The organism is Nitrosomonas sp. Is24 (genome assembly GCF_033063335.1).
Taxonomy (GTDB): domain Bacteria; phylum Pseudomonadota; class Gammaproteobacteria; order Burkholderiales; family Nitrosomonadaceae; genus Nitrosomonas.
In genome coordinates this window covers 647,677-672,980 of sequence record NZ_JAWJZG010000001.1, presented here as the reverse complement: position 1 = coordinate 672,980, position 25,304 = coordinate 647,677, and the positions used below count along the sequence as shown (strand labels likewise).

Here is a 25,304-nt window from a genome sequence, read left to right as displayed (position 1 = left end):
CTGCTAATCGTAGACTTCGGCGATAGTAAACTGCGCACCGCGCGCGTCTTTTCCGGATAGCACCGGAGATCCCGAGATCGGCCAGTTTATCGCCAAGATTTCATCGTTCCACACGATGCAACGCTCGAACTCCGGTGCCCAATAGTCGGTAGTGTTATAGAGAAACTCGGCACTATCGGATAACACCACGAAGCCGTGCGCGAAACCAGCGGGAATCCACAATTGTTTTTTGTTTTCCGCGCTCAAGATCTCTCCCACCCATTGCCCGAAAGTCGGCGAAGAACGGCGAATATCGACCGCAACGTCGTACACCTCCCCCGCCACGACGCGCACCAGTTTTCCTTGCGCGTGCTGGATCTGGTAGTGCAAGCCGCGTAACACGTTATGCGCGGAGCGCGAATGATTGCTTTGCACAAAACAGACGGGCTTACCAATGGTGGATTCGAATGCACGCTGATTAAAGCTTTCATAGAAGAACCCCCGATCGTCGCCGAAAACACGCGGTTCCAGCAGAAAAACATCGGGGATACGCAAGGGTGTCGCCTTCATCAAAACTCCCGTTTCAGAACTTGCTGCAGGTATTGACCGTAACCGTTTTTGGCCAGTGGCAGCGCCAGCGCTTCGAGTTGCGCGGCATCGATCCAGCCTTGCCGGAAGGCGATCTCTTCCGGGCAGGCGATTTTCAAGCCTTGGCGGTGCTCGATGGTAGCAACGAACTGACTCGCATCGAGCAACGATTCATGCGTGCCGGTATCCAGCCAGGCATAGCCGCGCCCCATGATTTCGACACTGAGCGCGTCATGTTCCAAATAAATGCGATTCAGATCGGTAATTTCCAGTTCGTTGCGCGCCGATGGTTTCAAGCTTTTGGCGTAATCCACCACATGGGCATCGTAAAAATACAAACCGGTCACGGCATAATGCGATTTCGGCTGTTCGGGCTTTTCTTCCAAGTTCACGACCTTGCCACCGGCATCGAATTCAACCACACCATAGCGCTCCGGATCGTGCACGTGATACGCGAAAACACTTGCGCCTTGCACGCGCTGCATCGCACTCGTCAGCAAATGATGGAAATCGTGCCCGTAAAAAATATTGTCGCCCAAAACCAGTGCCGAATTATCGTTACCGATAAACGATTCGCCGATCAGAAAAGCTTGCGCCAAGCCATCGGGAGATGGCTGCTCGGCATAGGAAATATTCAAGCCCCATTGGTTTCCGTCACGTAATAATTCCTGAAAACTGCCGACATCGCGCGGGGTTGAAATCACCAGAATATCCCGGATCCCAGCCAGCATCAGTGTGCTGAGCGGATAATAAATCATCGGTTTATCGAATACCGGCAGCAATTGTTTCGAGATCGTTTGCGTCACCGGATAAAGCCGCGTTCCGGAACCGCCGGCCAGCACAATGCCTTTTCTCCGTGGAAGCGTGGATAGAGTTTTGGAAGTATTGAATATTGGCATAAATAAAAACCCGGATTTTCAAAACGCATCAATGCATCGTTGTCATCCGGATCCATTCATTAAAAGAATGGCGATTGTACTATATCCGCTTCACGCTCCGGATAATTGCACGATGCCGGGATCATTGCTGCCGCGAATCGCCATTGTCCGCATCAAGCAACCAGCGAATCCGCAGCCGGTTCATGTAAAATGGTGCGTTATGATCGACTTGCAACATTACCATCGCTTAGTCAGAAAACTGGCGCCTTACTGGAAGCTACTCTTGCTGGCATTATCCGCCATGCTGATTGTAGCGGTATTGCTGGCGTTTCTGCCCCTGCTCGTTAAGCACATGCTGGCAGGCGCATTTGTCCTGCAAGACCCATCGCTGATACAAACCACGTCACTGACGATGGTTGCGGTATTTGCCGCGCGCGGATTGGCGGGTTATATCAGCCTTTACGCCACTGGTAAAGCCGGTGGCAAGCTCGGCGCCGATTTGCGCATGGAATTCTTTAACAAGCTGTTGACGCTGCCCATCCATTGCTACGCGCATTTCAATTCTCATCAAACCAGCGCACTGATAGCGCATATCAACACGATTGCGCAAACCACTGCCGGACACCTCGCCCGGTTAACGCAAGATTGTCTGACAATCATCGCATTAATGATTTGCACGTTGCGTCTCAATCAAGAGTTTGCCATCCTGCTCCTGCTGGCGATACCGCTCATCCTGCTGATCCATCAAATGACGCAAAGCCGTTTCAATAAACCCGAGTATCAACACTCACCAGCGGTTGGCGATCTGATTGAACACTTAGCGCAATCCGTCGCGCACTACAGAAAAATCAGACTGGACGGCGGACAACATCATGAAAGCCAACGTCTTGGCAAAATTTCCGCAGCGATCTATCAAGCCGACATGCAACAAACGCAAATCAAGGCCATGGCGATTCCCGCAGGTCAGCTCATCATGATGTTGATTATGCTCGCCGTAGCCTACATTATCGCGTTGCAAGCAATCAATGGCGCACTCGATCTGCCCGAAACCGGCGCGCTGATCACCATCGTATTGCTGTTTATCCTGCCGCTACAACGCATCGCCAATCTACCCAAACAACTGGAGCATGATCAAACGACTTTGGAAGCCATTTTTGCATTCCTCGATCAGCCATCCGAACAGGATAGCGGCACTCTTGGCACTCCGCAGGGTTGCGCCAAGCTGGTATTTGACCAAGTACGTTACGAAGACGACACAGGCGCCAAACCGACTCTCAATCACATGCATTTCACCGTACGGCCGGGCGAGGTCGTGGTGTTTACCAGCTATACCCTGGAAGAAAAAAATGCATTGATCGATTTGATACTGTGCTTGCGTCGACCGGCCAGCGGGAAAATCTTACTCAATGATCAGCCGCTGCCGGATATCCAATTAAACCGTTTGTACGCGAACATCGCTTTGGTTGCCACAGATACCTTTCTACTCGACGATAAAATTGCCGGAAACATTGCCTATGGCGCGATGCGTTGCAGCAATGAAGCAAAAATCACCGCAGCCGTGCAGGCATCACACGCCATCGAATTTGTCCGGCACATGCCCGAAGGCTTGCAGACAGATATCAGTGCCAAAGGCACGGCAATCACCCGGCACCAACTACAGCAGCTCGCCATTGCGCGCGCATTCGTGAAAGACCCTCGCATCCTAATCCTGGATGAATTATTCACTCCCCAGGAACCCGATCCGGGAAATCTGCTGCCCGTGTTGGAAAAATTGATGCAAAACCGCACCACGCTGATTTTCAATCCATCGATCCCGCAATTGCAAAAGATCGACCGAATCTTTGTGCTGGAAAATGGGTGTATTGCCGAAAGCTTAAGAGCAGCAGACAGTCCTCAGCACACTTAACCCCATTCAAATTCGCCCCGCTGCCGTTTCTTCCGTCGATGCAAGGACGCGCTGATATTCAGGTGCGCACTACTTGCCGTTCCATTCCTTACTATTATATTCCGGCACCCAGTTCACCAGTTGATCCCGGACTTCTTGATCGCTTAATACCGAAATTTTGTTCAACCACGCCGTCATATCGGACAGCCATTGCTCATCCACTTGGCGTGCTTGGGCAATACGCAATTTTTGATGCGGTGTCGGCAATGTGCTTTCGCTGGCGGACAACAACTCTTCATGCAGCTTTTCTCCTGGCCGCAATCCGCTGAAAACGATACGGATATCATCTTCTCCCAATCCGGATAAATGGATCAAGTCATTGGCGAGATCGACAATTTTGACCGGATCGCCCATATCCAGCACGAAAATTTCCCCGCCGCCATTGGTTCCGCCCATCAATGCCGCTTGCAATACCAATTGCGCCGCTTCGGGGATGGACATGAAGTAACGCGTCATTTCCGGATGGGTGATGGTAATCGGGCCGCCTTTGGCAATTTGCTCGCGAAATTTCGGAATAACGCTGCCGGTGCTGCCCAGCACATTGCCGAAACGTACCATCACAAAACAAGTCGGGCGCGATTGGTTATTCCGGTCCAGTTGATTTTGCTTAGCCGCAATGGATTGTTGTAAGGCCTGGCATACCATTTCCGCCAGGCGTTTGCTGGCGCCCATGACGCTGACCGGATTGACCGCTTTGTCGGTCGAGATCAGAACAAATTTTTCCACCGCGAAACTGATCGCGACCTGCGCCAGCACGTATGTCCCCAACACATTGTTCAGCAGTGCCTGGTAAGCATTCTCTTCTTCCATCAGTGGCACGTGCTTGTAAGCGGCGGCGTGAAAAACCACAGCGGGATGGAACTGCTCGAACAATTGCATCATGCGCGCGCGATCCTTGATATCGCCAATCACAAACGACATTTTCATCGCGGGAAAGCGCGGCAAAAATTCTTCCTGAATGCTGTAGAGCGCAAATTCGTTCAGTTCCAGGAAAACGATACGATCCGGTCCAAATGCGGCCAGCTGGCGGCACAGCTCGGAACCGATCGAACCGCCCGCTCCCGTCACCAGAATGACTTTTCCGGTCAACAAACCGTGCAGACCGTCATCGTCCAAAACCACCGGCGCTCTACCGAGCAAGTCGTCCAGCTGGATTTCACGGATACTCGTCACCATGGACTTACCGCTGATCAAATCCGCGTACGACGGCACCGTCATCGCTTTCACATCGATTTCCGAGCACATTTCCAGAGCCTTGCGGTGAATCTGACGGGATACCGACGGTGTGGCGATAATCACATGCTCGACATTCAGGGTGTGCACCCAGTGCGGCAACTCGTCGATCCTGCCCAGCACCCGGATCCCTTGCAAGCGTGTGCCCAATTTGCGTGGATCGTCGTCCAGCATACCGACCACATGCCACTCCCGGCTTCCCGTCAAAGCCTTGACCAGATTCACCGCGGTGCTGCCCGCGCCAATGATCAAAACCAGTTTGGCTTCATTACTCTCCAAGCCGTACAACCGGCGCTCTTTCCAGGCACGATAGATCAAACGGCTGCCGCCCATGATCAGCATCAACAGCAATGGCACCAACACGGCCACCGCCCCTGGAATTTTAGCCAGCAGACCAAACAACCACAGGAGCAGCAACTCGGTCATCGAGCCGGACATCACTGCCACAAAAATCCGCTTCAAATCGGGCAGACTGGCATACCGCCACAACCCTCGATACAATCCGAACCACAGAAAGAAGCCACCTTGCACCAGCACCAGCCAGGGTAGCATTTCCAGCAACAACTGAACCGAGTCAGCTGGAATTTCAAAATTAAAACGGAATAAATAAGCCAGCCACCACGCCACAGCGATCGCAATGAAATCATGGGTGAAAGCAATGAATGTGCGAATTCCGTATTTTTTGAGAAGCATGCTATCCCCGGTTGGAATAATATTTCCGGTGGCAATCAGAGAGGAACATGAACAGCAAATAAATGCTTCCCCAGGCCATGGCGACCCTGCTTTGCACCGTAAGATCCTGTCCGCCTGCCCAGACCGCGCTGCCGCCGACAGCCAGCATCAGCGCATAACTTAAAAGCGCAGTATTGCGATGACCCAAGCCGCTTTGCACCATACGCTGATAATAGTGTTCACGATGCGCCTGCCAGATTTTCTCGCCGCGCATCAGGCGCTTGGTTATCGTTGCCGTCGCATCCGCGATGAACGGTGAAAATATCAGCACTGGCACCCATAACGACCATAGTTGATCGAGCCATCCCAATAGCCCCAATACCGCTGCCAGAAACCCAAGCGAGACTGCACCCGTATCGCCCATGAAAATACGCGCGGGATGAAAGTTGTACCATAGGAAAGCCAGAGCCGCCGCCGCTATCGAAAAATTGATCACGGCAAAATCGTTATTCCCGACCAAGTACGCAAACAAACCATAGTATCCAAACCCGATCACCGTCATTCCACCGGCCAACCCATCCGAACCATCCATGAAATTATACAGATTAGACATCCAGATCACTGCGGCCGTAACGCATAGCACAGTCAGCCAACCGTAGACATCCAGTAAAAGAACCGCGGAAAACACCGCAGCAACGATACTGTGAACCAGTAACCGGCACCACACCGGCACATGCCGGATATCGTCAAGCAATGATATTACCATCAGTAAACCGACACCAGCCCAAACGGTTAGCGGAATCACTACGGAAAAACACAACCATGTGATGATTACACCCGATAACAAGCCCAGTCCGCCGGTACGCGGTACGGGCACAGTATGAAGCGAACGCGCATTAGGATGATCCAGCCCCCAACGCGCCTTTCTTTTAATCAACCATAAAATGAAGAAGAATGATAAAACAAACGATAACAGCGGCGCTGTGATAATTGTCACGGGAAAATCCAACACCTACTTTAGTGACCGGATTATCCGGGGTGAATCAATAAAAAAATAATCCACTTTCTCATCGTGCATGACAAGAAAGTGGCATCGGAAGAACCAACTCAGCTAGCCTGAAACAACCTTAGAACATAGGCTTAGCCGCATAGCTCTTGTGAGCGGCTGCAGCTGCGGCACCGCGTTCCACTTTCATACCCAAGTCAGATAGTATGGTTTCCAGCGCATTCAAGCAGAAAATCACATTTTCCACCCGGCAGGAGGTACCCATCAAGCCAAAACGCCATACTTTTCCGGCGAAATCTCCCAGCCCAGCGCCAATTTCAAGATTGTACTCATCCAACAAGCGGCGGCGCACTTCTTTCTCATCGACACCGGCAGGCACAAACACAGAGTTCAGTTGCGGCAAGCGATGTTCCTCTTTCACCACATAATTCATACCCAATGTCGCGAACCCGGATTTTAACGCCTCATAATTATAGCGATGGCGCGCCCAGGAATGCTCCAGTCCTTCTTCCGCCAGCATCAGCAAGGATTCATGCAATCCATACAGCGCATTGGTTGGTGCGGTATGGTGATAAGTCCGTGCGGACGATCCCCAGTAATTCAACAGCAGGCTGATATCCATAAACCAGCTATGCACCTTGCTTTTACGATTTTTAACCAGCTCGGTCACGCGGTCGGAGAAACTCACGGGTGACAAACCCGGCGGACAAGACAAACATTTCTGGCTGCCGGAATAAATCGCATCGATGCCCCATTCGTCCACTCGAATTGGCGTTCCACCCAGCGAAGTGACGGTATCGACGATGGTCAGGCAATTGTATTTGCGCGCGATTTCGCACAATGTTTTAGCATCGGACTGCGCGCCGGTAGAAGTTTCGGCGTGAACAAACGCAACAATTTTGGCATCGGGATTCTTTTTCAGCGCATCTTCCACTTTCTGCGGATCAACCGGCTCACCCCATTTATCGTCGACCACCACGGCAACACCGCCATGACGCTCGACGTTTTCGATCATACGGCCGCCAAACACGCCGTTACGGCACACGATGACTTTATCGCCCGGTTCGATCATATTGACGAAACACATTTCCATACCCACCGAGCCAGGCCCGGAAACCGGGAAGGTCATGCGGTTCTTGGTTTGGAATGCATAGCGCATCAAGCCTTTGATTTCTTCCATCATCTCAGTGAAAACGGGATCCAAGTGACCTAAGGTCGGACGCGCCATGGCGTTCAGCACGCGCGCATGCGTATCCGACGGACCAGGTCCCATCAAAACACGTTGCGGCGGATAAAAAACTTTGACTTCTTTTTCGGGGCGAAAATCTTCGGTATTCATGAACAATCCTAAATTAATAATAGAGTCTGATTTATTTTTGAAAAAGGGTGATTCTAACAAGTGAACGCAGAGTTTACTATAAACAACGATGTGCTCAATAAATTATCCTTATGGATAGGCTAAGAGATTTTCATATCATTCTAAGAAAAATGAAATAATATGAATTGATTGCAAGAAGTAGATCTAAGCTAAGCAAGCAACGAAGACCAATTAGCCGGACCTAAGAATCTGCGCGTTGTATTGAATCACAATTAAGAGGGTACCTCCTCGCTGAGCACCTCATTGCCGCATAGAAGTGATATGATCAAAAACCATTTTTTGAACCTGATCAGATGATTCATCCTAGTAATTCTAAAGGTAAATGAATGGATCAGGAAGATATGACAAGGCTTAACAATAATGAGTTTGTTTAAACCACTAACATCCATTAATAAAAAACAAAAGGAGTATTCTTATGAAACGAACTATTAAACATTGGCTTGCGGTTTCCGCGGTAGCATCAGTTGGATTTTGTGCATCAAGTGCATCCTTGGCCGCGGTGGCGGTATCGTGGACCGGACCTTCTCCTCTGGCGACCTATTCTGTAGGCGAAATAGTCAATCCGTTTGGCAATGCCAACGCTAGTGGCATTATCGGTGGCACCGGCCTCGACCTAGCCTTAGTGCTCGATTCTTCGGGTAGTATGGGAACTATAAGCAGCGGAAAATCCCGTAATGCTTGGTTGGAGGAAGCCTCGGCAGCACTGGTAAACGCTCTACCAGTGGATAGCACTTCGGTAAGTGTTATCGATTTCGACAGTGATGCTCTGCTACTGCAAGGACTCACACCGCTATCCAGCGGCTCAGCTGCAGTACTCTCGGCAATCACAGCAATTGATGCTTCGGGTGGAACTAACATCGGTGCCGGTATTAATCGCGCGAGCACCGAACTTACTGGTCCCAACCACACTGACGGCCGCACCCAAATGATGGTGGTGGTATCCGACGGTGTAAGCAGCGGTAATCCGGTCGCCAGTGCAGCCGCCGCGCTGGGCTTAGGTATCGATGCGATCCACACGGTTGGTATCCCTGGCCATGACGCAGTGACTATGCAAAACATCGCTACGGCGGGCAACGGTATCTATACTAATGCTAGTGACCTGACGAGCCTGATTAACCTGTTCAATGGCACAGCCGGCAACCTAGTGGGTATCGATTACGTAGACGTGACGATGAATGACGGCTCGTTCATCAGCCACATCGCTATCGACGGCTTAGGCAACTTCGTATTACCCGATGCTACGCTATTCTTCGGTGCTAATGTGTTTACTGCCGTTGCATACGATACGTTGGGCAATAGTGCCACTGCAGAACTGATCCTCACCGCAGTACCGGAACCCAGCACCTATGCAATGCTCGGATTAGGCTTGTTGTTAGTAGGCTGTGCATACCGCCGCCGCATTGTTTGATCATACGCGCAGCATAAACTGAAGCCGCACTTCTAAACAGTGCGGCTTCTTTATTTTCTCAGTTGCTCATGCTGCTTCAAGCATAACCGCTTTATAACTCTCCAATGCTTCCCTAACATCCCAATTCAATATTTTCATATACAAGACAGTGCCTTAATGACAAATATTCCCAACAACCGAACAATTCACACCTTCCCATTGCTTTTTCCAAAATTCAAACTTAAAATGCCGTCCGTTACTCGCTTTCTAAAACGCTCACTGAACGATTGGCGGCATAGACAACTCAAAAAGCGGTAACGCAATGGGAAACTAGGGTTCCGGCCGGTGCAGTCAACGGCGTCAGGTCCAAGAGTTTCCGGTCTCGCGATAACGAGGCTCCACGGAGGGATAAAAGCCCGGGAGATTAAGCGTAATGTGCTCGAAGTACATTACAATCCCGCTAAACCCTTTGGTATGGAGACTGGTTATGTCAGGTTCAACAAAACAAATCTCTGCTTCGCAAAATGCCCCTGTGACAAGCGATACGCTTAGCCGCAGCATGAGTGTATGGCACAGTTTCACGCTCGGTTTTGCGGTGGTTTCACCGGTGGCCGGACTGTACGCCATCATCGGTGTGCAAACGGTGGTCGCCGGTGGCGGCTGGTTTGCCGCGCTGGCGGTTTGCTTGCTCATGCAGTTATTGGTGGCTACCGTTTACGCCGAATTATCTTCACAGTTCCCGATTGCTGGCGGCGCCTATAAGTGGGCGCGGCAACTCGGCGGCGCCATCGCCGGGCAATATGCCGGTGTGATTTACATTTGCTCCACCATCGCCATGGTCACCACGACCGCGTATACCGGCGGCTTCTGGTTGGCCACTTTTTGCGGCTCGACAAGTGACGGCGGCGGCATGATGGTACTGTGGGGCGCTCTGTTTCTGCTGCTTTGCACGCTCCTCAATCTCGCCCCGGTCAGTATTTTCAATCTGGTGATCAAACTGGGCGTTTACGCGGAAGTTGCCGGGTCATTCGGCGTGGCGCTGTTATTATTTTTTTTCTTCCGCCAGCATCCTGTCATGGAATTGTTCCAGCATATGGGTACCGGCACAGCGCCCGGTGAAACGGCGGCTTTTCTGGCGGCACTGGCCATTGCCGGTTGGGCTTTTATCGGTTTCGATGCCTGCTCCACCACTGCGGAAGAAACGCATCAACCGAAGCGCATGGTTCCTCGCGCCATTTTCATGTCGCTACTCGTTGTCGGCACAGTCGTCTTGTTCAATTCAGCTGCGCTGATTTTGGCTTTTGAGCATGACACCTTGAGAAATTCCAGCCATACCACCGATCCGGTCACGCCGCTGATCGCCAGCAGCATCGGCGCTTGGTTTGAAAAACCGTTTCTGGCTATCGTGATGACGGCTTTCTTGGCCTGCGGCGCATCCATGGTCAAATACACCTCGCGCATTGTTTTTTCCATGGCGCGCGAAGGCAATATGCCCGCGGTATTGAGTCAAGTCACGGCAAGCAAAACGCCGCGCAATGCGATTCTCTTTACCGTTCTGCTGGCGGGTTGCGGATTGATTTTCGGGCTCAATGACGATGCCGTGGCCACCATCATCGCTTTCGGTACTGGCGGTTTATACGCCATGTTCACGTTCACCACGGGCTTTGCCTTGTTCGCCCGGCTCACAGGGCGATGGAATCCCGCGTTGGGCGAATTAAAACTGGGTGCATGGGGACTGATCATCAATGGCCTGGCGTTTATCTGGTCGCTATTTGAACTCATCAATATCGCCTGGCCGCGCCCCTATGCGATTTCTCCTGACGCGCCGTGGTGGCAGTTATGGGCGACACCACTGGTGCTGAGCAGTATTTTAACCATCACAACCCTCTATATACTGTGCAAGAAATGGATGCAATCCCAATAAATCCATTTTTATAAGGAATTCATCATGAATCAGCAAAATAACATCATCTGGCAACAACTAATCCCAGGCGGATGCCACTGGTCCGGCATCGTGCGCCGCGGTACCACGCTGCGTCTGACCGATGTCAGCGGAGGCGCGAATGCTGCTGTGCTATTCTTCAATCAGGAAGAAAAGCTGGAGCGCTATAACATGGCGGACACCCTGAAATCGCAGCATACTTTCCGCCTCACCAAAGGCCATGCGTGCCATTCCGATATGGGACGGATATTTTGTTGCATCACAGCCGATACCGCCGGTTGGAACGATACCGTATGCGGTCTGAGCGATGCCAATCTGATCCAGCAAAAATATGGCACCGCACGTTATCAGGAACACCGCAATGACATGTTCCGCAGCGGCTTGGATGGCGTGCTGATCGAACTCGGGAAATGGGGATTGGGCATGCGCGATGTCGTCGCCAATATCAATTTTTTCAGCAAAGTGACTGCCGATCACTTGGGAGAACTGCAATATCAGGTCAATCACAGCAAAGCAGGCGATTATGTCGACCTCAGCTTTGTCATGAATACCCTGATGATATTGTCCGCCGCGCCGCATCCGCTGGATCCGGGAAAGCCGTATCAACCCGGCGCGGTTAATCTGGAACTGTTTGATACACCATCGGATGCTGCCAGCGAATGCCTGCATATCGCCGAAAATATTCGCGCACTGCAGAACGCACAACACTTTTATTGCGAGGGTGAAAAATGAATACCTCTACTCTATTTGTAAGCCAGCTCGATCCCAGACAAGCGGTGATCAATGAAATCTGCCCGGCCGGTGAACCGTGGGTCAAAGCAATCAAACGCGGACAAACATTCCGTATTGTCGATCTGGAAGGCAATCAAGCGGTCGACACGCTGTTTTACAATGCGCACGATGCGCAAGAGCGCTACAGCGCGACCGATACCATCAACCGGCAGAATAAACTGTATCTGACCACCGGCAGCAAGCTGTATTCCAATTCCGGCAACGTCATGCTCACAATCGTTGCCGATACCTGTGGGCGGCACGACACCCTGGGCGGTGCTTGCGCGGCGGAAAGCAACACGGTGCGCTATGCCTTGGAAAAATTTCCGATGCACAGTTGCCGCGACAATTTTCTGCATGCCTTGGCACACGATCCGCTGTGCCAGCAATTGGGCATGAGCAAGCGCGACCTGCCCAGCAACATCAACTTCTTCATGAACGTGCCGGTCACGGAAACGGGCGAATTGGAGTTTGCCGATGGTGTTTCGGCCCCCGGCAAGTATGTCGAAATGCGCGCGGAAATGGATGTCGTGGTATTGATCTCGAATTGTCCGCAGCTGAACAATCCGTGCAATGCCTATAATCCGACACCGATACGTTTACTGATTTGGGATTAACGTCAGTTTCAGATTCCGGAGGATCGTATGTTCAATAAAGTGCTCATCGCCAACCGTGGCGCCATTGCTTGCCGCATCATCCGCACGCTGCGCCGCATGAACGTCACCAGCATCGCGGTATACACCGAAGCCGATGCATTATCGCGGCATGTCAATGAGGCCGATGAAGCTTATTGCATCGGTGACGGTATCGCGGCTGAAAGTTACCTGCGCACCGATAAGATCCTGGCCATCGCGCAGCAATCCGGCGCGCAGGCCATTCATCCCGGTTACGGGTTTCTCAGCGAAAACGCCGATTTTGCCGGGCAATGTGCAGCGCACGGCATCTGTTTTATCGGCCCTACTCCGCAGCAAATGCGTGCGTTCGGCCTGAAACACACAGCCCGGGCACTGGCGCTGGAAAACCAGGTACCGCTGTTGCCCGGCACCGGTTTGCTGGCGAATCTCGACGATGCTTGCCATCAAGCCAAGCATATCGGCTATCCCGTGATGCTGAAAAGCACCGCCGGTGGCGGCGGCATCGGCATGCGTTTGTGCTGGAACCAAGATGAGCTCAGCGGTGCTTATGAGTCGGTCAAGAATCTCGCGCAAAATAATTTCAAGGATGCCGGTTTGTTCCTGGAAAAATTTGTCGACCAGGCACGCCACATCGAAGTACAAATCTTTGGCGATGGTCACGGCCAAGTCGTCGCATTGGGCGAACGTGACTGCTCCATGCAACGGCGCAATCAGAAAGTCATCGAGGAAACACCCGCGCCCCACCTGACGCCGCAACTCCGTCAAGCCTTGTTGGACACGGCGGTACGCCTCGGCAAAGCGGTCAATTATCAATCCGCTGGCACGGTGGAATATATCTTTGACGCCGCCAGCAACCAGTTTTATTTTCTCGAGGTCAATACGCGCTTGCAGGTGGAACATGGCGTGACCGAGGAAGTAACCGGCATTGACCTGGTGGAATGGATGGTGCGGCAAGCCGCGGGCGATTTGCCGCCGCTTGATTCCTTTACCATCGAACCCCGTGGCGTATCGATTCAAGCGCGGGTTTACGCCGAAAATCCGGCCAAAGACTTTCAACCTTCCAGCGGCACACTCACCGCAGCGGAATTTCCCGCATCGGCACGCGTTGAAACCTGGGTCGAACTCGGCATCGATGTATCCGCGTTTTACGATCCGATGCTGGCAAAAATCATCGTGCACGCGCCAGACCGGAAAAAAGCCATCGCGCGATTGCAGGGTGCATTGGAAAGCAGTTCGTTGCAGGGGATCGAAACCAATCTGGATTACTTGCAGCAAATTCTGCACAGCACCGCTTTTCAGAACGGCCATTACACCACCGGCTTTCTCAATGGCTTTCACTACCATGCGCATACCCTGGATGTTTTAGTCCCCGGCGTGCAAACCACCGTGCAGGATTACCCCGGACGGCTCGGCTACTGGCAAATCGGCGTGCCGCCCTCCGGGCCGATGGATGCGCTCGCTTTCCGCCTGGCCAACCGGCTGGTCAATAATTCCACAGACAAAGCAGCGCTGGAAATCACATTGACCGGCCCAACGTTGCGTTTCAACAGCGATTGCCTCATCGCCGTGACCGGCGCGACGATTGAAGTCTATCTGGACAGCGAGCCGCTGCCCTTATGGCAATCGTACGAAATCAAAGCCGGAGCCATTCTGCAATTCGGCAAGATCAAGAATCAGGGTTGCCGGGCATACCTCGCGATGCAAGGCGGATTTCAAGTCCCGGATTATCTGGGCAGCAAATCGACTTTCACGCTGGGGCAATTCGGCGGCCATGCCGGGCGTGCGCTGCGGGCGGGCGATGTGCTGCACATCGCAGCGGAATATGAACCGGCGCAAACCGTGCTGGCAGCGGAATTGATCCCTTGCTACACGCATCAATGGGAAATCGGTGTGTTGTACGGCCCGCACGCCACGCCCGATTTTTTCACTGATGCGGATATTGAAACGTTCTTCAACACGGATTGGAAAGTGCATCACAATTCCAGCCGCACCGGTGTGCGCTTGCTCGGCCCGAAACCGCAGTGGGCGCGTAGCGACGGCGGCGAGGCCGGTTTGCATCCGTCTAATATTCACGATACGGCGTACGCCATCGGCGCGGTCGATTTTACCGGCGACATGCCGATCATTCTGGGGCCGGACGGCCCGAGTCTGGGCGGTTTCGTTTGTCCCGTAACCGTGGCTCATGCTGAATTATGGAAGGTCGGACAACTCAGACCGGGCGACCAGATCCGTTTCCGCCCGCTGACCATGGAACAAGCACAAACGCTGGAAAAACAGCAGAACGAATCGATCCGGTTGTTGCGTTCGCCGCCCGCATTAGCATCCAGCGGTGCGATTGCAACGTTGCCGAGCCCGATTCTGCATCAGATCGCCGAAGGCCCGCAGCAAATGGCAGTGACGTACCGCCAATCCGGCGATCGTAACTTGCTGGTGGAATATGGCCCGATGGTGCTCGATCTGGATTTGCGTTTTCGCGCGCATGCCTTGATGGAATGGCTGCAACACGCCAATTTGCCCGGCATTATCGATCTGACGCCGGGAATCCGTTCGCTGCAAATTCATTTCGACGCGCAAATTCTGCCGCGCGACAGCCTGCTGCAAACCTTGCTCGCCGCGGAACAATCGCTGCCGGACAGCGCCAGCATGTCGGTGCCGTCGCGCATCGTGCACCTGCCGCTATCCTGGGACGATGCGGCGACACGCTTGGCGATCGAGAAATACATGCAATCGGTGCGCAACGATGCGCCGTGGTGTCCGAGCAATATCGAATTCATCCGCCGTATCAATGGACTGGATAGTATCGAAGCGGTGCATCGGATCGTGTTTGACGCCAGTTACTTGATTCTAGGCTTGGGCGATGTATATTTGGGCGCGCCGGTCGCGATACCGGCCGATCCGCGGCATCGCCTGGTCACCACCAAGTACAATCCGGCGCGCACCTGGACGCCGGAAAATGCCGTGGGTATCGGCGGCGCGTATTTGTGCATTTACGGCATGGAAGGCCCGGGCGGTTATCAATTCGTCGGACGCACGCTGCCAGTGTGGAACCGCTACCGTCAAACCGCCGACTTTAAAGATGGCAAACCTTGGCTGCTGCGTTTCTTCGACCAGATCCGTTTTTATCCGGTCAGCGAAAGCGAGCTGCTGAAACTGCGCAAGGATTTTATCCGCGGGCAATTTCAACTGCGCGTTGAAGAAACCACGTTCAGTTTGCAGCAACATCACCTGTTTCTGCAACAAAACCAAGCGGCAATCCATGACTTCAAAACCCGGCAGCAAGCCGCCTTTGAAGCCGAGCGCGAGCGCTGGAGCATCAACGGGCAAATGGAGTTCGCCAGCGAATCGGATCTCGACGAAGCCGATGCGCAAAGCGAGCTGGATTTACCCGAGGGCAGTCACGCCATCGCCTCGCCAGTCACCGGCACCGTGTGGAAAATACTGGCCCAGGAAGGCCAGCAGGTTAAGGCTGGTGATGTGTTGATCGTCATCGAAGCGATGAAAATGGAAATTGCCGTGGAAGCTCCGCTCAGCGGCACCGTCGAACGCATTCTGTGCCGCCAGGGGGATGGTGTCTCCGCCGGGCAATTGCTCGCGGTACTGAAGAAGACTGCGCCATGATTGACGATAATCCGCAAGAACACAGCAGAAAAACATACTGGCTGGAACGGTGGGAGCGGAATGACACCGGTTTTCATCAGAACGGGACCAATCCGTATTTGCTTGAGTTCTGGCACACGTTGCAACTAAGCCGTGACAGTACCGTCTTCGTGCCGCTGTGCGGCAAAAGTCAGGACATGCTATGGCTGCGTCAACAGGGACATGCAGTGCGGGGTGTCGAGTTAAGCGCCACGGCGGCGCAGGCATTTTTCAGCGAAAACGCTTTGACAGCCCAGAGCCATGCGCATGGCCGCTTCACGCGCTGGGAAGCGGATGATATCGCTATTTTGTGCGGCGATTTTTTCGATCTGAGTACAGAAGACATGTGCAATGTCAGCGCCGTATACGACCGCGCCGCGTTCATCGCGTTACCGCCCGATCTGCGTAAACGTTATGTGGAGCATCTTCTGCGGATTGTTCCGGCAAATACGCAAATCCTGCTCATCACACTCGACTATCCGCAGTATGAAATGAACGGCCCGCCCTTTGCGGTATCCTTGCATGAAGTAACCACGCTGTTCCGGGCGCATGCCGGAATTACCCTGCTGTCGCAGCACAATGTGCTGGCACAAAATCCGCGTTTCCGGGAGCGCGGAGTCAGCCGCTTGGAGGAAAGCACGGTTCTGCTGAAAACATTCGCGCGGTGACATTGCGGCAGACCGTCAGAATTGCTGGTCAACTTACGCTTTTTTGCGGTTTTCCTGGTCGATCAATAATTGTTCAAATTCTTGCTGGGGAACCGGGACCGAATAAAGAAAGCCCTGCACATAATCGCAGCCGAAATGCGTCAGCAGATCCTGCTGCGCTTCGGTTTCAACTCCTTCCGCGATGGTTTTGATATCCAGTTTATGCGCCATGACGATGATAGCCTCCACCAGCGCACGGTCGGTTGCATTGCCCATTAACTGATGCACAAAGGAGTAGTCGATTTTAAGAAAATCGATATCGAATTTTTTCAGATAAGATAACGAGGAAAACCCGGTGCCGAAATCATCGATGGAGACTTCAATACCATTATTGCGAAGTTCCAGCAAATTCTGCTGCACCACGGCGGAATCCTTTAACAACAAGCCTTCGGTAATTTCCACGTTGATGCAGTCGCCGGGCAGTCCCAGCTGGATCAGACTGTCGAGCCAGCGGTAATCGTTCATGTGTTTGAACTGAACCGGCGAAATATTCACACTGATTTGTATGATATAACCCAGCCTTTTCCGCCATTGATCGATTAGATCGATCGATTCCCGGAATACCATTTCGCCGATTTCCAGGATGAGACCACTTTCCTCCGCCAGCGGGATGAAGATAGCCGGACTGATCATGCCTCGTTTCGAATGATTCCAGCGCAGCAGCGCTTCGGCCTTGACGATGCGTTCGCTGGACAACTCCAGGATCGGCTGATAATAAACACGCAGTTCGTTCTTGACGATGGCCTGCCGCAAATCTTGCATCAACAGCATTTTTTCATGTGCCGCTTGTTGCATGGAAGGGGTGAAGTAGCAAAAACGGTTACGCCCTTCCAGTTTCGCTGCGTACATCGCCTGGTCCGCATGCTTCATCAGGCTTTTCCGGTCGGCGCCGTCTTGCGGATAAAAAACGATACCGATACTGGTGGAAATGTAATGATCAGCCCGGTTATGCCGGAGTTTAAAAGGTTTGTTCAGTTTCTGTGTAATCTGCTGCGCGATCGTTTCCGCCGCCTTATTGTCGCCGCACTTCGACAGAATAATCGCAAATTCATCCCCGCCCAAACGGGCAACGATATCGGTTTTACTGGCACAGGATTTAATGCGCGAAGCCACTTCTCTCAGCAGTTCATCCCCTTTGTCATGCCCCAGCGTATCGTTGATATCCTTGAAATGATCCAAGTCCATCAGTAATAACGACAACGGTGATTTGCCGCGCTGCGACTTCTTGATTTCCTGATCCAGCAGTTCCTTAAACAAATTACGGTTGGGCAATCCGGTTAATGGATCGTAATTAGCTTGAAACAGAATGATTTCGTCTTTTTTCTTTTTCTCAGTGATATCGGAAAACTGCGAAACGTAATAATGAACATGCCCGGATGGATGACGGATCACACTGATATTGAGCCATTTGGCATAAATCGAGCCATCCTTGCGCAGATCCCAGATTTCCCCCTGCCAATGGCTCTCATCCAGAAGCTTGCGCTTCATTTCCTGATAAAAGGCTTCATCGTGCCGGTTTGAGCGGAACATGGCCGGATCTTTACCCAGCACATCCGCCATCTCGTAGCCGGTCATGCGGGTAAAGGCGGGATTAACCTGAATAATCCGGTTGTTCTCATCCATGACCATAATGGCCTCATTGCTCGACTGATAAATCGCGGCCGCTAGGCGCATCGAGTCACTCGCCTGCTTTTGCTTGGAAATATCCTGATAAATTCCGAGCACGCCGATGATTTCCTCCTGGGTACTGAGCAGCGGCACTTTGGAAGTCTCTATCCAAAGCTTTTCACCGGCGGCATTGTTCAAGGGTTCTTCGTAATACAGCATGGATGTTCCCGAACTGATCACCCACTTGTCGTCATTACGGTAGTGATCGGCTTGTTCCTTTGTCCAGCTCAGATCGTAATCAACTTTACCGATAATCTCCTGCGGTGATGCCATCCCGGCATCTCGCGCAAAAATAGGATTGCAACCGAGGTAACACGACTGCTTATCCTTCCAGAAAATCCGTACCGGAACCGTATCGACGATCGTTTTCAGCAGATTGCGCGATTCCGCCAATTCGGCTTCCTTCATTTTCAGGTCGGAAATATCGGTAATTGTGCCGACGAACCCCCGCACATCGCCATTCTGATCGCGTTCCGCCTGTGCTTGCCCCAGAATCCAGGCCGTTGTTTGTTCTTTAGTTTGAGAACGATATTCGCACATAAACGGCTGTTGCCACTGCACTGCTTCATTCCATTCCGCGATGACTCTTTCCCGGTCCTCCGGATGAATGGCTGCAATCCATCCATGACCTGCCGCTGCACTGGCATCCAGACCGGTCATATGGCACCAGCGTTCATTCACATATAAACATTTACCCGCCGCATCGGTGCGAAAGATGCCGACTGACGAGGCTTCGGTCAAACTGCGGAAAAGCTGCTCATTATTGCGCAGCGCGATTTCCATCTGTTTTTGCCGGGTAATATCGACAAAGACACCCTGCCAGCGCGTATTGCCATCCGCCTCGCGCTGCGGTATCGAATGACCACGCAACCATTTCTCTCCGAACGAAGTTTGCACGGGAAACTCATAAAACCAGGGGATCAGCTTTTCCATGGAATCCCGGATGGATTTTTCCAAAGCCGGTACCGCATGGCCGGGTATCATTTGAAACAAAATTTCAACATCCGCCATGCATTCAGCCGCAGTGCGCCCAATCAAATCGGCAATGCCTTCACTCATGAAGGGAAGTGAACGGCATCCGGCGGCATCGACACAAAATTCATACACTGCGCCCGGTATGCTGGTGACCAAATTACGGAAACGCTTTTCACTGGCTTGCAGCTCGACAGTCCGCTGAATTACAGTGTGTTCGAGATTTTGCTTCAGCGCCAGGCTTTCCGCTTCGGCCGCCTTGCGTCCGGTAATATTCCGGAAAATGCCGCGCGTCGCAACCGGCTGACCATCTGCAACGTACAAGCTGACATTGCCTTCGACCATGATGGTTTGCCCATCCTTAGTCTGAAAAGGGATCTCAATCAATCCGGTATTTTCTCCCGCCATGATCCGCTGAATGAATTCCTGACACTGCACATGGTGGCTGGGATGAACGATATTGAAGATAGTCAATGTTGCCACTTCGCCGGCTGTATAACCGAGCGCTTCGCGCCAGGCGCGATTGACAAAAAGAAGACGGCCATCCGGTGCAACACTCTGAATTAAATCTTTCGTATCATCGAACAATTCTCTCAACTGTTTTTCACTCAGAACAATCGAAGCGGGAATTGCTGTATCACAATCTAAAGGATCCTTCGGAACAAAACCATCACTATTCATGCAATGAACTTACAATAAGAAAAAATTCGGAGTCGTGCTGTTGCTCAATCTTCGGATATCGAGAGATAAAATTTCTCTCTAAAATACAAATGCCTGCGAATTATAGCGTATATGCAGTTGTTAAAAAATAGGGAATTCATCCTATAGAAATGGGTGGAATTAACGGCTATTATCACTCGCCGCAAAAACCGGTGACCGGCATCAAAGCAGCGCTACCATACTCAGCGGCACGGCATAAATGCTGCAAAAGCTGGCCAGTGCTGAAAATACACCGCGTTGAACGTATTTAACGGTAAATCATCCAATCTACCAATTTCAACATGTAAATACTTTTAAATTAATCTGTTAATGAATCTTTACATCGAGGTTACACCCGTATGTGACAAATGTCACAAGCATAATTTGAATATAAGGGTATATTTCCTCTCTGTTTTCATCTTCAAAGGTACTCAGTAGGTATTAAACTTAAAATCAGTTATCGCAATATCGATAGAAATATCGAAGCCGGAATGTAAAAATTGTCGTGATACTTTTACTGAGGAAGATGTTTTTACATTCGACCGTAGCTTGTGCGATGAATGATTTTATGACGAGGCCCTTTAATCCCTATTGCTTGCAATAGGGATTTTTTTTGCCCCGGCTTAGTCGGTCACCAGTACGGGTGTTATCGCCAGTTGCTGGCTGATGGTGTTGGCTGCCAGTTTCGCAACCGTTTGGTCGGGATAAGGACCGGCGTGAATTTTATACAAGCCGTTATTTTTTGTAATACTGACGGCGTCCTTGAGCGATGGAAGCTTCTGCCGGACTTGCGTGAGAAAATTATGCGCGTTATCGGATGAGCCGAATGCACCCAATTGCAAGTAAACCATATTCATCACCGCATCGCTATCGGCTGCGGACAGCGATGCCGACGGTTTGGCGCTGGCCAATGCGGCCGAACCTTCCAGCACGATGCTTTCGACTTCAACACGGCCGCTGCCACCCGCCAGAATGCCCAACTTATAGGCTGCGGTATACGACAAATCGATCAAGCGGTCGGACAAAAACGGCCCGCGATCATTCAAACGCACGATCACGGATTTGCCATTATCCAGATTGGTCACCCGGGCATAACTGGGTAAGGGCAAGGTAGGATGCGCCGCGGTCATGGCATACATGTCGTAGACTTCACCCGAGGCGGTATTATTGCCATGGTAACGGCGGCCATACCAGGAAGCGATGCCGCGTTTTTTATACGACTTCAATTCCGTCATCGGTTTGAAATTCTTTCCCAAGGCAACATAAGGCTGCATATTGGCCTGCCGCAACGGTTCGGCCTTGGGCACCGCATCCGGAACCAGATGCAAGTCAGCCGGGGGATTATCCTCCGGACCATCGTCCAGATAATATCCTCCGCTTTTTCTGGCGGCTGAACCGGGGCCCTTGCCGGTATCCGGTAGAGACGCAACCCATTTGTTTTTTTGCTTCGATGCGATAGTGCCGGGATATTGCGGTGTAGTGCTGCAAGCGGTCAATAACGCTAACACCATCACCGAGGCCATTCCAGCGCCCGGCGCGGTTCTTGCGGACAAATAGTGATGCGCCTTGTGAAATCTTGAATACAGGTTTGTCATGTCTTTACAAGTTTAGGATGCGTCTGAATACTCATCAAAATACCAAAACCAAGCAACATTGTCACCATCGACGTGCCGCCATAGCTGATCAATGGCAGCGGAACACCGACGATCGGAAGGATACCACTAACCATGCCCATGTTAACGAAGATATAAGTACAGAAAGTCAGTGTAATTGAACCGGCAATCAAGCGCGTAAACTGTGTCGAGGCATTGGCGGTAATCACCAGGCACCGGCCGATCACCAATAAATACAGCAGCAGCAATACCGTATTCCCCATCAATCCGAACTCTTCGGAAAAAACCGCAAAGATAAAATCAGTGCTCTGTTCCGGCAGAAAATCCAATTGCGTCTGCGTGCCGTTCTGCCACCCTTTGCCCACAATCCCGCCGGAACCGATGGCGATGGAAGATTGTATGGTGTGATACCCCGCACCGAGCGGATCCTGTGAAGGATCAAGCAGCGTGATAATGCGCCGCCGCTGATAATCATGCATGACCGTCCAGAATACCGGCAAACTGCCCGCCACCGCCACCATTAATCCGATAATGATGCGCCACGACAACCCCGCCAGAAACAGCACGTAAAAACCGCTCGAGGCAATCAGAATGGCGGTGCCGAGATCAGGCTGCCGCAGAATCAGCAAAACCGGCAATAATAGCAGCACCGTCGCGCCGATATAGTCTTTCAGACGCAACGTGATCTCATGTTTGTCGAAATACCAGGCCATCATCAGCGGTATAGCGATTTTCATCAATTCGGACGGCTGAATGCGCGTCACGCCGATGTTCAACCAGCGTCTCGCGCCATTGTTGATTTCACCGAACAAAGCCACGCCAACCAGTAAAACCAGCCCGAGGATATACATGGGCAAAGCCAGCCGCATAATCTGCTGCAACGGAATATTCGCAACCAGCCACATGATCACTAGCGCAATCAGCATGTTGATCACTTGATTGCTGACCCTGGCCATATTCGCCCCGGTGGCGCTGTAGAGCACGATCAATCCGACAGCCATCAATGTCAGCAGCCCGATCAGCAAAAAACTATCGATATAGCGTGTCAGAAAGTGCCAGATTTTTTTAATGTCGTCCATGCTGGAGAGTTTCAGTATATTGGCGGATTCTTCATCCGTAATCGCCTGCCGGTTTGTATTACCTATAAATGATCATGATGGTGATGATTATGATCATGATCCGCGGCCGGTTCGGCCAATTGCGCAATCGCCGCTTCGGACGGTTTTCCCAATAAGAAATAATCGAACACTTGCCGCGCTATCGGTGCCGCAGTCGAACCGCCGGTTCCGGTATTTTCCACCAGCACCGCCAGGGCAATTTTGGGATTCTCGGCCGGTGCATAGGCGATAAACATCGCATGATCGCGATGCCGCTCGTTGATCGCTTTTTCATTGTAGCGCTCCCCTTGTTTGATGGCGATCACTTGCGAAGTGCCGGTTTTACCGGCGAACGTATACGCTGCATTGGCACCGGCTTTTGCCGCAGTGCCGCCGGGACGGGTCACATCCACCAGCGCGTTCTTGACCACCTCCAGATTCTTCGGCTTGAGATTCAGGCTGTACAGCAGCTTCGCCGGGATATCCTCCACTTCGCCGGTCTGGCTGTTCTGAATCTGTTTCACCAGACGTGGCGCATACGCCTTGCCGTTATTCGCGATAACCATGGTGGCGAACGCCAGCTGGAGCGGCGTGGCCAGATTATAGCCCTGTCCGATGGATACGGAGATGGTATCGCCAGCGTACCACTTCTGTTTATATTGGCTCATCTTCCAGGCAGACGAAGGCAGCAATCCGGCCACTTCGCCTTCGATATCGATCCCGGTTCTTTTGCCCAGACCGAATTGACCGATAAAACTATGGATATTGTCGATGCCAAGATCGTTGGCAAGGCTGTAGTAATAGGTGTCGCATGAAACAACCAGCGATTTATGCAAATCAACCCGGCCATGCCCGCCCGGTTTCCAGTCGCGGTAACGGCGATCGACGCCCGGCAGGGAAAAGAAACCGGGATCGCTCATGCTGTATTCCGGCGTGCGTTTTCCCAGTTCGAGCGCCGCCAGCGCCATGAATGGCTTGAATGTCGAACCGGGCGGATACACACCGCGCAGCGCCCGGTTGTTGAGCGGTCTGTCAATCGACTTGTTGAGCAGATTCCAGTTTTCCTGATCGATACCGCCGATAAAAAGATTGTTGTCGTAGCCCGGCTTGCTGACAAACGCAAGCACTTCACCGTTATTTGGATCCAACGCAACCAGCGCGCCACGGCGGTCGCCGAATGCTTTTTCCGCGGCTTCCTGCAACCCGAGATCCAGCGATAAAATCAGATTACTGCCGGAAAGCGGCGGCGTGCGTGACAATACGCGAATGGAGCGGCCAGCCGCATCGGTCTCGACTTCCTCAAAACCGGTGATGCCGTGTAATTGTTTTTCATAACTCTGTTCGATACCGATTTTGCCGATGTGCTGGGAACCGCGATAATTATGCAGCTCGCCGTCGCGTTCCAGCTGATCGAGATCCTGATCGTTGATGCGGCTGATATAGCCGACAATATGCGACACAATCTCCTTTTCCGGGTATTGCCGCAGCACGCGCGCCTTAATTTCAACCCCCGGGAAACGGTAACGATTCACCGCAAAAGTGGCGATTTCCTCATCGGTCAAGCGGCTTCGAACCGGCAGGCTTTTAAAGCGCTTACTTTCCTTCAGCAATTTTTTGAAACGCTGGCGATCGGTCGGCGTGATCTCGATAATGTCCGCCAATTCATTCAATGTCGCTTCAAGATCCTTGATCTGACTGGGCACGACTTCCAACGTGTAGGCGGAATAATTCTGCGCCAGTATCCTGCCGCTGCGGTCATAAATCAGCCCGCGATTGGGCACCAGCGGCGAAATGGAAATCCGGTTCGCTTCCGCTAGCGTCTGATAGTGTTCCTGCTGGATAACCTGCAAGTAATAGAAACGCGCATACAGAATCAACAACAGGATCAATACAAAACCCGCGCTGATGCTGAGGCGAAGACGGAATTTATGTAATTCGGCCGGATGATTTCTCAGTTCAACATGTTGTTTCATAAAGCATCAGGATCTGGTTTTTGCCGCAGCAGCAGCGTAAACAGATAAGAAACCGGCACCCACAGTAACGCTCCCGCCACCGTAGCCAGGTAATATTGCCAATCCGGTAATAAAGAATCCGTCGATAGTGCAACCAATACAATGATCCACTGCATCATCAACAACACCAAACCAATCTGCGGCGCTTGTTTTACCGGCGTGAACAGCCGCAACCGGCGGCCAAAAACCAAAGTGAGATAGACCACGATACAATAAGCCAAGGCGTGCTGCCCCAGTATGCCAGCGTTACCGACATCCATCATCAACCCCAAGCCGAAAGCAACGCTCATACCCATTTTGTGCGGATAATTAATATTCCAATACGCGATCGTAAGCGCTAAAAAGTCCGGGCGTAACAACAGGAATTCGCCCTCTAGCGGCAAGAAATTCAGAATCAACGCAACAATCAAACTGGCGGCGACAAACCAATTACTGGCAGGCACGAACACATCCTGTCTGATGTACTGGTCCTTGTTGACATGGCCC

Annotated in this window: 17 protein-coding genes and 1 riboswitch; of the genes, 7 read left to right on the top strand and 10 right to left on the bottom strand. The window is 52.0% G+C overall.

Going from position 1 to position 25,304, the window contains the following annotated elements:
* Nucleotides 1-3 precede the first annotated feature (3 nt).
* Both rfbC and rfbA read right to left on the bottom strand, forming a co-directional pair.
* On the bottom strand, nucleotides 4-549 hold the full coding sequence (gene rfbC / locus R2103_RS02955; RefSeq protein WP_317530051.1) for a dTDP-4-dehydrorhamnose 3,5-epimerase: 546 nt from the start codon (nucleotides 547-549) through the stop codon (nucleotides 4-6).
* On the bottom strand, nucleotides 549-1,466 hold the full coding sequence (rfbA, locus tag R2103_RS02950) for a glucose-1-phosphate thymidylyltransferase RfbA (RefSeq protein ID WP_317530050.1): 918 nt from the start codon (nucleotides 1,464-1,466) through the stop codon (nucleotides 549-551). The genes rfbC and rfbA overlap by 1 nt, the downstream gene beginning before the upstream one ends.
* Nucleotides 1,467-1,578: 112 nt before the next feature.
* Between rfbA and R2103_RS02945 the strand changes: the two genes are divergently transcribed.
* On the top strand, nucleotides 1,579-3,351 hold the full coding sequence (locus tag R2103_RS02945; protein ID WP_317530049.1) for an ABC transporter transmembrane domain-containing protein: 1,773 nt from the start codon (nucleotides 1,579-1,581) through the stop codon (nucleotides 3,349-3,351).
* Nucleotides 3,352-3,420: 69 nt separating this feature from the next.
* Here R2103_RS02945 and R2103_RS02940 read toward each other — a convergent pair whose 3' ends face one another.
* The 3 genes from R2103_RS02940 to R2103_RS02930 form a co-directional block, all read right to left on the bottom strand.
* A complete protein-coding gene (locus R2103_RS02940) occupies nucleotides 3,421-5,316 on the bottom strand; it encodes a nucleoside-diphosphate sugar epimerase/dehydratase (RefSeq protein WP_317530048.1) in 1,896 nt (631 codons plus the stop codon).
* A gap of 1 nt (nucleotide 5,317) precedes the next feature.
* Nucleotides 5,318-6,292 carry a glycosyltransferase family 4 protein gene (locus R2103_RS02935; protein WP_317530047.1) on the bottom strand — a complete coding sequence of 325 codons (975 nt, stop codon included), beginning with the start codon at nucleotides 6,290-6,292 and terminating at the stop codon, nucleotides 5,318-5,320.
* Between the two features lie 130 nt (nucleotides 6,293-6,422).
* Nucleotides 6,423-7,640, bottom strand: a complete 1,218-nt coding sequence (locus R2103_RS02930) for an alanine--glyoxylate aminotransferase family protein (protein WP_317530046.1) — start codon at nucleotides 7,638-7,640, stop codon at nucleotides 6,423-6,425.
* A 454-nt stretch (nucleotides 7,641-8,094) separates the two neighbouring features.
* On the opposite strand from R2103_RS02930, the gene R2103_RS02925 reads away from it, so the two are divergent.
* From R2103_RS02925 to R2103_RS02900, 6 genes are all read left to right on the top strand, one after another.
* On the top strand, nucleotides 8,095-9,087 hold the full coding sequence (locus R2103_RS02925) for a VWA domain-containing protein (RefSeq protein WP_317530045.1): 993 nt from the start codon (nucleotides 8,095-8,097) through the stop codon (nucleotides 9,085-9,087).
* Between the two features lie 298 nt (nucleotides 9,088-9,385).
* Nucleotides 9,386-9,491, top strand: a riboswitch (guanidine-I (ykkC/yxkD leader).
* A gap of 62 nt (nucleotides 9,492-9,553) precedes the next feature.
* Nucleotides 9,554-10,990, top strand: coding sequence for an APC family permease (locus R2103_RS02920; RefSeq protein WP_317530044.1), 1,437 nt, complete (start codon nucleotides 9,554-9,556; stop codon nucleotides 10,988-10,990).
* Nucleotides 10,991-11,014: 24 nt separating this feature from the next.
* Nucleotides 11,015-11,740: an urea amidolyase associated protein UAAP1 gene (locus R2103_RS02915; RefSeq protein ID WP_317530043.1), complete on the top strand. Its 726-nt coding sequence runs from the start codon at nucleotides 11,015-11,017 to the stop codon at nucleotides 11,738-11,740.
* Entirely contained in the window at nucleotides 11,737-12,396 is a 660-nt protein-coding gene (locus R2103_RS02910; RefSeq protein WP_317530042.1) for an urea amidolyase associated protein UAAP2, read from the top strand. The genes R2103_RS02915 and R2103_RS02910 overlap by 4 nt, the downstream gene beginning before the upstream one ends.
* A 27-nt stretch (nucleotides 12,397-12,423) precedes the next feature.
* Nucleotides 12,424-16,032, top strand: a complete 3,609-nt coding sequence (gene uca / locus R2103_RS02905) for an urea carboxylase (RefSeq protein WP_317530041.1) — start codon at nucleotides 12,424-12,426, stop codon at nucleotides 16,030-16,032.
* Nucleotides 16,029-16,718 carry a thiopurine S-methyltransferase gene (locus R2103_RS02900; protein ID WP_317530040.1) on the top strand — a complete coding sequence of 230 codons (690 nt, stop codon included), beginning with the start codon at nucleotides 16,029-16,031 and terminating at the stop codon, nucleotides 16,716-16,718. Before uca ends, R2103_RS02900 begins: the two co-directional genes overlap by 4 nt.
* A 33-nt stretch (nucleotides 16,719-16,751) precedes the next feature.
* Here R2103_RS02900 and R2103_RS02895 read toward each other — a convergent pair whose 3' ends face one another.
* The 5 genes from R2103_RS02895 to mreD all read right to left on the bottom strand — a co-directional run bounded on the left by R2103_RS02895 (nucleotide 16,752) and on the right by mreD (nucleotide 25,261).
* Nucleotides 16,752-20,078 (bottom strand): PAS domain S-box protein, encoded by a 3,327-nt coding sequence (locus R2103_RS02895; protein WP_317530039.1) that lies wholly within the window; start codon nucleotides 20,076-20,078, stop codon nucleotides 16,752-16,754.
* A 641-nt stretch (nucleotides 20,079-20,719) separates the two neighbouring features.
* Nucleotides 20,720-21,691, bottom strand: coding sequence for a septal ring lytic transglycosylase RlpA family protein (locus R2103_RS02890; RefSeq protein ID WP_411172585.1), 972 nt, complete (start codon nucleotides 21,689-21,691; stop codon nucleotides 20,720-20,722).
* A complete protein-coding gene (gene rodA / locus R2103_RS02885; protein WP_317530037.1) occupies nucleotides 21,688-22,788 on the bottom strand; it encodes a rod shape-determining protein RodA in 1,101 nt (366 codons plus the stop codon). Before rodA ends, R2103_RS02890 begins: the two co-directional genes overlap by 4 nt.
* A gap of 62 nt (nucleotides 22,789-22,850) precedes the next feature.
* On the bottom strand, nucleotides 22,851-24,779 hold the full coding sequence (mrdA, locus tag R2103_RS02880; RefSeq protein WP_317530036.1) for a penicillin-binding protein 2: 1,929 nt from the start codon (nucleotides 24,777-24,779) through the stop codon (nucleotides 22,851-22,853).
* Complete coding sequence (mreD, locus tag R2103_RS02875; protein ID WP_317530035.1) at nucleotides 24,776-25,261, bottom strand: rod shape-determining protein MreD; 486 nt, start codon at nucleotides 25,259-25,261, stop codon at nucleotides 24,776-24,778. Before mreD ends, mrdA begins: the two co-directional genes overlap by 4 nt.
* Between the last annotated feature and the right edge of the window lie 43 nt (nucleotides 25,262-25,304).